Source organism: Mammaliicoccus fleurettii (assembly GCF_003970575.1).
GTDB lineage: Bacteria > Bacillota > Bacilli > Staphylococcales > Staphylococcaceae > Mammaliicoccus > Mammaliicoccus fleurettii.
Genome location: NZ_RXWZ01000213.1, coordinates 1 through 10774, shown reverse-complemented (window position 1 = coordinate 10774; position 10774 = coordinate 1). Strand labels below are relative to the sequence as shown.

The following is a 10774-nucleotide window of genomic DNA, read 5'->3' as shown; positions in this document are numbered from 1 at the left end:
ATATAAATCAAATATAAATAATATTATTAATTAGCAAAGTCAAATATTTTATTATGTCTTAAATATTACAAACGTGTAACAAAGAAATAGACTTTCTTCGATTTTACACCTAGAAACACCGTTGCTACAGCATTTCTTAATCATTGCGAAATATTCGGAATTATTACATGAAATCATTAGATATTTAAATTAAATTACAAAGCTTTAACATTCAACACAAAGTAATTCATTTCTGATAAAGTAGATTTTGTTGATAAACAGCAGAGAAAAAAACTTATTAGAAAAAAACATAAAACATATACGAAAAAAATATTTTTAAATTATCTAGGAGGATTTACAAATTATGAAAAAATTAGCAACAGCAGCAATCGCAACAGCGGGAATCGCAACATTTATGGCACATGACGCAGACGCAGCAGAAAACAACCAAGGATATAACCCAAACGATCCTTATTCTTATTCTTACAATTATACAATCGACCAACAAGGTAACTACCATTACACTTGGGAAGGTAACTGGAATCCTTCATCTCAATATGGTAACCAAGCTCAACAACAAGTAGCTAACACTACATCATCAAACAATACAGCTTCTTCAAATAACGAAGCAGCTTCAAATACAAATTATTCACAACCAGCATTCAATGCTGCACCAAATGGTGGTGGTTTAGGAGATTCAAATAATTCTTCTTCAAACCAAAATAACGTACATGTTACTACTACACAAGCACCATCATCAAGTAACAATGCAACTACTACATCAAACTCAAGTTCAAACGTTAGCACTACATCTACATCAACTTCACGCCCATCAACTGGCGGAGGAGCTAACTTATACACTTCAGGTCAATGTACTTATTATGCATTCAGCAAACGTTCTGACTTAGGTAGCACTTGGGGTAACGCAAATAACTGGGCTAGCGCAGCAGCTCAATCAGGTTACACTGTAAACAACAAACCAGCTTCAGGTTCAGTTTTACAATCTACAGCTGGTGGATATGGTCACGTAGCTTACGTTGATAAAGTAAACTCTGACGGTTCTATCCAAGTTTCTGAAATGAACTACCAAGGTGTTGGTGTTGTTTCAAGTCGTACTATCTCAGCTTCAGCAGCTGGTTCTTACAACTACATTCACTAAGAATAATATATAAAAAAGAGCAATCATATGATTGCTCTTTTTTTATGCTTTTATTTTTTTAATACCTATACCTGTGATACCATAAAATGCTGCGAAGAATACACATAAATAGCATGGCACTGCCCACCAGAAGAAATCTCCTAACGAAACATGTAATAAATCACGGTAATAAATACCTGATGTCCCCCACGGAATAAATGGTAATACCATCGTTCCACAATCTTCTAATGTTCGAGATAGATTTACACGATCCAACTTTCTCTCATTGTACATATCCATCAATAATACACCAATCATAATAATCACAACTGATGCAACACCGGCAGCAAATACAAGTATTAAACTTCCAGCTATTGTCACTAATATAAGATGTGAATCTTTTGAAACTTTGCTAGATATAGTTGTTAATATAACCTTCAAACTACCAGAAGCTTCAACTATCCCTGCAAATGCATAACCACAAAAAATAGTAACAACTATTTCAGTCATACTCATAATGCCACCACGTTTAACGAGATCTAGCATTGAATTCGATACTTCATTACTTGATAAACTCGTCATACCTATATCGAATCCGTTCATTGTCACATTAAACGCATCAACTATTTCAAATCCATTGTTTATAACACCTACAAACATGGCTACTAAACTTGATAACAACATCATTGGTACTGTTGGTTTTCCAATACTAATACCGGCAACAATAACGATTACTGGTAACCATACCCAAAAATTTAAATTAAAAGCCTCACCTATATTATTTAATAAAATATTCATACGTTTATTTTCAATATTTTCAGAGCTAAATTGCAATCCTGCAATAAACCATACAATTAATCCAATTATTGATGCAGGTATTGTTGTCCACATCATATGTTGAATATGTTTAAATATATTAACTTTAGTTACTAAGGCTGCTAAATTAGTTGTATCAGAAAGTGGTGACATTTTATCTCCAAAAACACCACCAGCTATTACAACACCTGCAACCATACCTGTTGGAATATTCATTTCACTAGCAATTGCAATTAAAGCAATTCCTGCAGTTCCAACCGATCCCCATGCAGTTCCTGTTGCTACAGATGTAACTGCTGTAATAATAAATGCTGTTACTAAAAAATATGTCGGATTAATCAATTCTAATCCATAATAAATTAATGCTGGAACAGTGCCGGAAAACATCCATGTCCCTATTAAAATACCTACTGAAAAAATTATGTATATAGCTGGCATAGCTGTAGCGAGTCTTTTTGTAATGCCATCTTGTAAATCTTCCCATGATAAACCTACTCTAAATGCTATAAAACTCGCGTATACCGCTGCAATAATTAATAATGGTTGAATTGGATAATGCAATATACCAAAACCAACCAATACTACTAGTCCCATTACTACAATACTGGAAATCGCTTCAAACAAAGTAGGTAGTCTCTTCATATAATTCCCCCTCTACTTATAAAAATAGACAAAAACTTCATTTTATATAGTAAAAAAGCAGTTGCAATTTATGCTAACTACTCATCATCAAATTATTAATAACGTAAATATAATATTACAAGAAAATGACAGTCGTTTTCTCACAATTTAACCAAAACCCTATAATGATAATGCTAACCCCATATTACTAGTTGTCATAATTTCTCAAGAATATTACTAAAAGATTGAATAGCATTATGATTAAGTAACAACTGTATGAAAATCAACACAAAGCTAAATTCATCTGTTAAAGTAATATTTGTCGTCGGAAAACGACATAACTAAAACTCAAATTATAAATTAAAACATATACGAAATTCACGGAGGAATATTTAAAATGAAAAAATTAACAACATTAGCAGTACTAACTACGGGATTAGCAACAACAGTTATAGGAAGTGGAGAAGAAGCTTCAGCAGATACTTATAATAACACTCAAGCTTCTCAACAAACTCAAACTCAAAACTTTAGTTCTAACTATACTAATAACTATAGCCAAAATTACAACACTTCAAACATGAGTCAGTCATTTTCTTCATCAGTAACTCAAACTGCAACTCAAACATCAGGTTCATCAGCTAACTTATACACAGCTGGACAATGTACTTATTATGTATTTGACAAAAAACAAGCTGACGGAGACCCAATCAGTGCAACTTGGGGTAACGCTAACCAATGGGCTTCAAATGCAGCAGCTGACGGCCATACAGTAAACAATACACCTAAAGAAGGTTCAATCTTACAATCATCAGCTGGAGCATTCGGTCACGTAGCTTACGTTGAAAATGTAAACTCAGACGGTAGTATCGAAGTTTCAGAAATGAACTACCAAGGTGAAGGCGTAGTATCATCTCGTACAATCTCAGCATCAGAAGCTGGATCTTACAACTACATTCACTAAAAAACAATGAATTATAATATTATAAACTCTCCCAATCCTTTAGATATAATTTAGGATAGGGAGGTTTTTTTTATGTGCGTTTTTATAATGTAGATTTCGGTTATGGTTAGTGGCAGAATACTGGATTGTGCTCCTTAGATTGCGCTTACTAGCAGAATTCTGAATTATGCTCCTTAGACTGTTCTTACTGGCAGAATTCCGAATTGTGCTCCTTAGATTGTTCTTACTGGCAGAATTCTAAATTGTGCTCCTTAGACTCTTCTTACTGGCAGAATTCTGGATTATGCTCCTTAGACTCTTCTTACTGGCAAAATTCTGAATTGTGCTCCTTAGATACTACTTCTTACGGACATTTCTCGGAATTATGTCTCTTACACACACTCTTACCACCATTTTTTATAATTGGCTATTTGCTTTGAAAATTGTATACTTAAATTAATCAAGGAGGGAAAAGTTATGAATAATAATGAACAAAATCCATTTCAACAGTCAACTTTAAATGAAGATAATGCTCAATTGCATCAAAATACAAATACCACTGATGATGATAGATTATTCGGTATGTTGATATATCTTACAAGTTTCTTTACATCTCTATTTGGACCACTTATCATATGGTTAATTAAAAGAGATGGTTCACCTTTTGTCGATAGAGTTGGTAAAGATTTCTTAAACTTCTTTATTTCATATACTATTTGGAGTATTGTTGCTGGTTTATTATGCTTAATTTTAATTGGCTTTATTTTAATACCTATTTTAACTGTTTTACTATTCGTATTTACGATTATAGGTGCTATGAAGTCTTATAATGGCGAAACTTATTTACCACCGTTTTCAATTAGAATCATAAAGTAATATTTTTAAGAACACTTTTACCCACAAAAGTGTTCTTTTTCTTTTTTAGAGAAAAACTGATTAATTACTATAATAACTAATGATGCTAAAATTACGTATACTCTTATACTCAAAAGAGAGTACTAATTTTGTAAATCCCCTTTTCAACGTTCTTTGTGCACTTCCATAGAAGGAAGGCATAATTTTTTTTTGCATTTTATACTACAGCGCTTTAAAGGAGAAGTTTTTTTGGATCAAAAATTGAAAAAACCAAGAAGAAGATATATAAGCTTACCTACACAAATATTAATTGCTTTAATATTAGGTGTTGTTGTAGGTTATTTTTTAAATGGACAAGATCAATTAATTAAATTTATACAACCTGTTGGTGATATATTTTTAAATCTTATTAAAATGATTGTGATACCTATCGTATTCTGTTCACTGGCATTATCAATATCTAATGTTGGTGACATGCATACAGTTGGTAGATATGGTTGGAAGACGATTTTGTATTTCGAAATTATCACTACTATCGCAATTGGATTAGGTATCCTGTTTGGAAACCTGTTTAAACCTGGTTTAGGAATAGACGCAAACAAACTTCCTAAAGGTGATATTTCTAAATATGAACAAACTGCTGATGCAGCAGAGAAATCTACTTATGGGAATCATATGATTGATACTATTGTTGGAATTATCCCTACAAATATATTCGAAGCGTTAACTGCAGGAGAATTACTTCCTATTATTTTCTTTGCTGTATTCTTTGGATTAGCAATAGCAGCTATAGGAGAAAAAGGTCAACCTGTCAAAGATGTTTTAAGTGGTACTTTAGAAGCAGTGTTCTGGATGATACATAGAATTTTAAGATTAGCGCCTTATGGTGTCTTTGCTTTTATTTGTGTAACTATCATGACATTCGGTTTATCTGCGTTAATTCCACTTATAAAATTAATGGCAGTTGTAGTTGGAGCTATGGCTTTCTTTATTATTGTCGTATTAGGAATAGTAGCAAAAATTTGTGGAATTAATATATTCTCTATTATTCGTATATTAAAAGATGATTTATTATTAGCATTCTCTACTTCAAGTTCAGAGACAGTACTTCCATCTGTTATGGAAAAAATGGAAAAGTTCGGTGCACCAAAAGATGTTGTATCATTTGTTGTACCAACTGGATACACGTTTAATTTAGATGGTTCTGCATTATACCAATCAATAGCAGCATTGTTTGTTGCACAGATGTATGGTGTGCATTTAACACTTGTAGAACAATTGATATTAATGTTTACTTTAATGATTACTTCTAAAGGGATGGCAGCAGTTCCTGGTACTTCAATAGTTGTTTTAATCACAACTTTAGGATCTATGGGCCTTAATCCTGAAGGTTTAGCATTAATTATAGGTATAGACAGATTATTAGATATGATGAGAACATGTGTTAATGTTGTCGGCAATGCACTTTCAACAGTCGTTATCTCTAAATGGGAAAATAAATATGACGCTAAAAAAGGACAAGAATATCTTAAAACATTTAAAAAAGCTTAAAAAAAAAGATTCGGCTAAGGGGAGCCGAATCTTTTTTATTTTGTTTTATTTTAATGAATCTTGAATTTTTTTAATTTCATCTTGTTTTAAATCTACAATAATTTCTCCATCCTTAGTATCTTCTTTTAAAGCATCTTTAGCTTCTTCAGAATGATATAAGTCCGCTATTTTTTTGTAAGTTTTGTTGTCTTTATCTTTAGTATTTGCTGCAATAAAGTTAATGTATGGTTTAGCTACATTTGCATCAGGATCTTCTAAGTATATTGGATCTTCCTTAGGATCTAGCCCTGCTTTTGAAGCAACACCATTATTAATGATAGATATATCTACTTCGTCTATTGCTCTTGCTGTTTGTTGAGCATCTACAGCTTTAATATCTAAGTTCTTTTTATTTTCAACAATATCTTTAGGACCTCCATCTAAACCAAAATTCTTATCAAGTTTAATGTACCCTGCTTTTTCGAGTAGCTTTAAAGCTCTAGCTTGGTTTGATACGTCATTTGGAATAACGACTTTAGCTCCGTTCTTCAACTTCTTGATGTCTTTAATTTCTTTAGAATAAATCCCTAATGGCGCAAAGACTGTGGTTCTAATCGGTGTAATATCCGTTCCTTTATTTGCTTTTTCAAATTGATCTAAAAAGGCAAAGTGCTGGAATGAGTTTAAATCAATATCTCCATCAGATAAAGCTTTATTTGGAACATTGTAATCGGAGAATTGTTTGATTTCTATATCTATTCCATCTTCTTTAGCAAGTTCCTTCACTTTATCCCACACTGCTGTATCATTTGAGGCAATGCCAATTGTTACTTTTTTATCGTCTTTTTTGTCTCCACAAGCTGCCAATATCAATACTAATGCCACTATCAATGTTAAAACCTTTTTCATTCAAAGCACTCCTTTAAATTTATGAATAATTAATAACTTAACTTCTTCTAACAAGTCTAGATAACACATTACCTAAAGATTGGATGAGCTGTACCATAATAACTAGTATGATAACTGTAATTATGATAACGATTGTATCGAACCTTTGATAGCCGTATGCAAGTGCTAAATCACCTATACCGCCACCTCCAACAGCTCCTGCCATTGCTGTAGCACCAATCAATCCTATAATTGATGTTGTTAATGCTAAAATCAATGAACCTAAAGCTTCTGGTAATAAAAAATATCTAATTATTTGAATTGGTGATGCCCCCATAGAATGAGCCGCTTCAATAACACCAGCATTTACTTCTAATAATGAATTCTCCACTAGTCTAGCTATGTATGGTGCTACATATATTGTTAATGGTACAATCGCAGCCGATGTACCTATGGATGTACCTACAATTAATTTTGTGAATGGTACGATTGCAATTAATAAAATAATAAAAGGTAAAGATCTAAAAATATTTATAATTGGATTGAGAACATAATAGATAATACTGTTCTCCCAAATACCATTCTTTCTTGTTATAACGAGTAATATACCTAATGGAATACCTATCAAAGCACCAATCACTAAAGATACTGTTACCATATATAACGTTTGATATATCGAATCTAATAATTGGGATGAATCTAATGATGAGCCAAACATTATGCTTCAACCTCCTCAAACTCAATATTTAATTCATTTAAATATTGAAAACTATTTTGAATTGCTTTTTGCTCTCCATTTAAGCGTAATGTTAAATACCCAACTGGAATACCTTGAATATCAGACATTGAGGCAAATAAGACATTAATTTGAACGTGATACTTAGTAATTAAATCATTAATTATAGATTGTGTGACTTGCTCTCCATCTATATATAACTTAATGTCTGTTGCATTCTGATTCTCTGGAATTAATTTACGTAAATTCGGCGAAATATCTGTTGTAATTACTGTCGAGACAAAGTTCTTTGCAGTTAGTGTCTGAGGATGACTGAAGACGTCTAATACCGGTCCTATTTCTATCACTTTCCCATTTTCCATTACTGCAACTTTATTACATATTTTTTGAATAACACTCATTTCGTGAGTGATTAATAGTATCGTAACGCCAAATTGTTCATTGACTCTTTTTAACAATTTCAAAATGGAATCCGTAGTTGCTGGATCAAGCGCACTAGTTGCCTCATCACATAATAGTATTTTTGGATCCGTTACCAGTGCTCTAGCAATTGCTACTCTTTGTTTTTGTCCTCCTGATAATTCATTTGGATACTGCTTTCCTTTATCCTCTAATCCAACAAATTTTAATAACTCATCAACTTTTTCTTTAATTTTGCTTTTATTTGTTCCTTGTAAAACTAATGGCATCGCAACATTATTAAATACAGTTTTAGAATTTAATAAGTTAAAATGCTGAAATATCATACCAATATTCTTTTTTACACTTTGCAATTCTTTTTTTGAATATTGATTGATGTCATGCCCATTTACAATAACTTCTCCTTATGTTTTTTCTTCTAACACGTTTACAAGCCTTACTAAAGTACTTTTACCGGCGCCACTATACCCTATAACACCAAATATATCTTGTTCTTCAACTTTAAAACTTACATCTTCTAATGCTTGTATTTTAGAATTCTTTTGTTGGAAAACCTTATTAACATTTTTAAACTCTATCATATGCAATTATCCCTTCGAATTCTTATTAATATGATAAGAATTATATTGATGTTTATCATTGTCGTCAACACTAAATTTCAAATTTTTCTAAATATTCTTATTTTAAGATAGTATTTTTACTCATAATTTATTGAAATCCAATTACTATATACTTTTTAATTAATGTAAGCGTTAACAATATTTTATTGACAATTTTGTGACATATTAATAAAATGAAACCTAAGATGTATTTTTACATTTAAATAAAAGGGGGTTATTTTAATGGCAGAGCATGATTATAAACGTTTAGCGAATGATCCGAAATTTAAAGAACTTGTTAAAAAAAGAAATGCTTTTATTTTTCCTATTTCTATCTTCTTTATTATTGCTACACTTCTTTTCCCAGTATTTACCGGTTATACAACATTCTTAAATAACATCGCATTTTGGAATATTTCATGGGCATGGATTTATGCACTATTGCTTTTTATTATGGTTTGGACACTTGTAACTTTATATATGCGTAAAGCTAAATCTTTTGATAAAGATGCTGAAGCATTATTAAAGACATATAGAGAGGAGCAACAAAGATGAATCCAATAGTAGTTATAATGTTTTTAATATTTGTCAGCATTACATTATTTATTACATATTTTGCATCTAAAAGAACTCAATCGACTAATGACTTTTATACAGCAGGTGGAGGCCTTACAGGATGGCAAAACGGTTTAGCTATTGCTGGTGATTACTTATCAGCAGCATCATTTCTAGGTATCGCAGGTGCAATTGCATTATGGGGCTTTGATGGTTTCTTCTATAGTATCGGTTATTTAACAGCTTATCTAATCGTATTGTATATTGTTGCTGAACCATTAAGAAACTTAGGTAAATATACATTAGCTGATATGATCGCAGCAAGGTTTGAACTTAAGAAAGTTAGAGCAATGGCTGCAGTTTCATCAATCACAATCGTTATTTTTTATATGTTGGCACAGTTAGTTGGTGCTGGCGCGCTTATTCAATTACTGTTTGGTATTCCTTATATACTAGCTGTCATATTAGTTGGAATTATGATGACTATATATGTACTTTTTGGAGGTATGACTGCAACAAGTTGGGTACAAATGGTTAAAGCTGTGTTATTGATGATTGGTACAGTTATTATCACGTTTTTAGTTTTACTTCATTTTAATTTCAACATATCTACAATGTTCGGAGAGATGCAAAACATCAAATCCGCCGACTTTAAAGGAGATTTTATTAATCCAGGTTCACAAGGTAAACCTCCATTAGATAATATATCGCTAATTATAGCTTTATTATTTGGTACAGCAGGCTTACCACATATTCTTATGCGTTTCTTTACAGTTAAAGATGCAAAAACAGCTAGATCCTCTGTAATGTGGGCAACTTGGATTATCGGTATTTTTTATATATTAACTATATTCTTAGGGTTCGGTGCTGCAGCTTTATTAACTCGTGAAGAAATCATTGCTGCTAACCCTGCAGGTAATATGGCCGCACCGTTATTAGCTGCTAAATTAGGTGGAGATTTCTTAATGTCATTTGTTTCAGCAGTTGCATTTGCCACTATCTTAGCTGTAGTTGCAGGTCTTGTACTGACTGGGGCATCTGCATTTGCACATGATATTTATGGGCAAGTTATTAAAAAAGGGAAAATAACAGAACGTGAACAAATGAAAGCCGCTAAATTAGCTTCTTTAGCTGTTTCAGTAATATCAATTGTATTAGCACTATTTGCTCAAAACTTAAACGTTGCATTTTTAGTATCACTAGCATTCTGTGTTGCAGCTAGTGCAAACTTACCAGTAATCGTATTTACAATATTCTGGAAGAGATTTAATACTCAAGGTGCAATTGTCGGTATAGCTGTAGGTCTAATTGTTTCATTAGTACTTGTTATACTAAGCCCTAATGTCATGAATCCTGATGGAACAGCATTTATTACAATGTCACCTATCTTCCCGTTATCTAATCCTGCTATTATTTCAGTACCAGCAGGTTTCTTAGGAGCATTCCTAGGTACATTCTTAGGCAAGAATGAATCTCATGATAAATTCAGAGAAGTACAAGTTAAGGCAGCTACAGGTATATCTACTTCAGATATTTCACATTAAGATAGAAATGATTTTTACCAAAAAACAGACGAGGCTGAGACAATTAATTTGTCTCAGCCTCCATTCCTACGATTAGTCAAGTACTAGTATTAAAAAATGGCATACTAAAATAGACCTTATGATTTTATTTTTTTTAATAAGGTGTTAATATAT

At 32.1% G+C, this 10774-nt stretch carries 9 protein-coding genes and 1 pseudogene; 6 read left to right on the top strand and 4 right to left on the bottom strand.

What is annotated here, in order from left to right:
- Positions 1 to 343: 343 nt before the first annotated feature.
- On the top strand, positions 344 to 1138 hold the full coding sequence (locus CD129_RS12515; RefSeq protein WP_115337158.1) for a CHAP domain-containing protein: 795 nt from the start codon (positions 344 to 346) through the stop codon (positions 1136 to 1138).
- A gap of 42 nt (positions 1139 to 1180) precedes the next feature.
- Here the strand turns inward: CD129_RS12515 and nhaC are convergent, their stop codons facing one another.
- Entirely contained in the window at positions 1181 to 2575 is a 1395-nt protein-coding gene (nhaC, locus tag CD129_RS12510) for a Na+/H+ antiporter NhaC (protein ID WP_078357023.1), read from the bottom strand.
- Between the two features lie 376 nt (positions 2576 to 2951).
- Between nhaC and CD129_RS12505 the strand changes: the two genes are divergently transcribed.
- The 3 genes from CD129_RS12505 to CD129_RS12490 all read left to right on the top strand — a co-directional run bounded on the left by CD129_RS12505 (position 2952) and on the right by CD129_RS12490 (position 5900).
- Positions 2952 to 3515 (top strand): CHAP domain-containing protein, encoded by a 564-nt coding sequence (locus CD129_RS12505; protein ID WP_078357024.1) that lies wholly within the window; start codon positions 2952 to 2954, stop codon positions 3513 to 3515.
- Positions 3516 to 3971: 456 nt separating this feature from the next.
- Positions 3972 to 4370 carry a DUF4870 domain-containing protein gene (locus CD129_RS12495; RefSeq protein WP_107509912.1) on the top strand — a complete coding sequence of 133 codons (399 nt, stop codon included), beginning with the start codon at positions 3972 to 3974 and terminating at the stop codon, positions 4368 to 4370.
- Positions 4371 to 4610: 240 nt separating this feature from the next.
- Positions 4611 to 5900 carry a cation:dicarboxylate symporter family transporter gene (locus CD129_RS12490; protein ID WP_078357095.1) on the top strand — a complete coding sequence of 430 codons (1290 nt, stop codon included), beginning with the start codon at positions 4611 to 4613 and terminating at the stop codon, positions 5898 to 5900.
- Positions 5901 to 5945: 45 nt separating this feature from the next.
- On the opposite strand, the gene gmpC is transcribed toward CD129_RS12490, so the two are convergent.
- The 3 genes and pseudogenes from gmpC to CD129_RS12475 form a co-directional block, all read right to left on the bottom strand.
- The gene (gene gmpC, locus CD129_RS12485) at positions 5946 to 6788 is read right to left on the bottom strand and encodes a dipeptide ABC transporter glycylmethionine-binding lipoprotein (protein WP_115337156.1); all 843 of its coding nucleotides are present in this window, start codon (positions 6786 to 6788) and stop codon (positions 5946 to 5948) included.
- 37 nt (positions 6789 to 6825) lie between these two features.
- Positions 6826 to 7485 carry a methionine ABC transporter permease gene (locus CD129_RS12480; protein WP_078357027.1) on the bottom strand — a complete coding sequence of 220 codons (660 nt, stop codon included), beginning with the start codon at positions 7483 to 7485 and terminating at the stop codon, positions 6826 to 6828.
- Positions 7485 to 8504 (bottom strand): annotated as a pseudogene (locus tag CD129_RS12475) (methionine ABC transporter ATP-binding protein). Before CD129_RS12475 ends, CD129_RS12480 begins: the two are co-directional and overlap by 1 nt.
- A 261-nt stretch (positions 8505 to 8765) precedes the next feature.
- Here CD129_RS12475 and CD129_RS12470 point away from each other — a divergent pair.
- Together CD129_RS12470 and CD129_RS12465 are read left to right on the top strand one after the other, a co-directional pair.
- Positions 8766 to 9077: a DUF485 domain-containing protein gene (locus tag CD129_RS12470; protein WP_107509910.1), complete on the top strand. Its 312-nt coding sequence runs from the start codon at positions 8766 to 8768 to the stop codon at positions 9075 to 9077.
- Positions 9074 to 10621 (top strand): solute symporter family protein, encoded by a 1548-nt coding sequence (locus CD129_RS12465; RefSeq protein ID WP_107509909.1) that lies wholly within the window; start codon positions 9074 to 9076, stop codon positions 10619 to 10621. The genes CD129_RS12470 and CD129_RS12465 overlap by 4 nt, the downstream gene beginning before the upstream one ends.
- Positions 10622 to 10774 lie beyond the last annotated feature (153 nt).

Bases quoted from the DNA above. Each gene is read 5' to 3' on its own strand.
- CD129_RS12515 (WP_115337158.1), top strand. From the start codon at position 344: ATGAAAAAATTAGCAACAGCAGCAATCGCAACAGCGGGAATCGCAACA.
- nhaC (WP_078357023.1), bottom strand. From the start codon at position 2,575: ATGAAGAGACTACCTACTTTGTTTGAAGCGATTTCCAGTATTGTAGTA.
- CD129_RS12505 (WP_078357024.1), top strand. From the start codon at position 2,952: ATGAAAAAATTAACAACATTAGCAGTACTAACTACGGGATTAGCAACA.
- CD129_RS12495 (WP_107509912.1), top strand. From the start codon at position 3,972: ATGAATAATAATGAACAAAATCCATTTCAACAGTCAACTTTAAATGAA.
- gmpC (WP_115337156.1), bottom strand. From the start codon at position 6,788: ATGAAAAAGGTTTTAACATTGATAGTGGCATTAGTATTGATATTGGCA.
- CD129_RS12480 (WP_078357027.1), bottom strand. From the start codon at position 7,485: ATGTTTGGCTCATCATTAGATTCATCCCAATTATTAGATTCGATATAT.
- CD129_RS12470 (WP_107509910.1), top strand. From the start codon at position 8,766: ATGGCAGAGCATGATTATAAACGTTTAGCGAATGATCCGAAATTTAAA.
- CD129_RS12465 (WP_107509909.1), top strand. From the start codon at position 9,074: ATGAATCCAATAGTAGTTATAATGTTTTTAATATTTGTCAGCATTACA.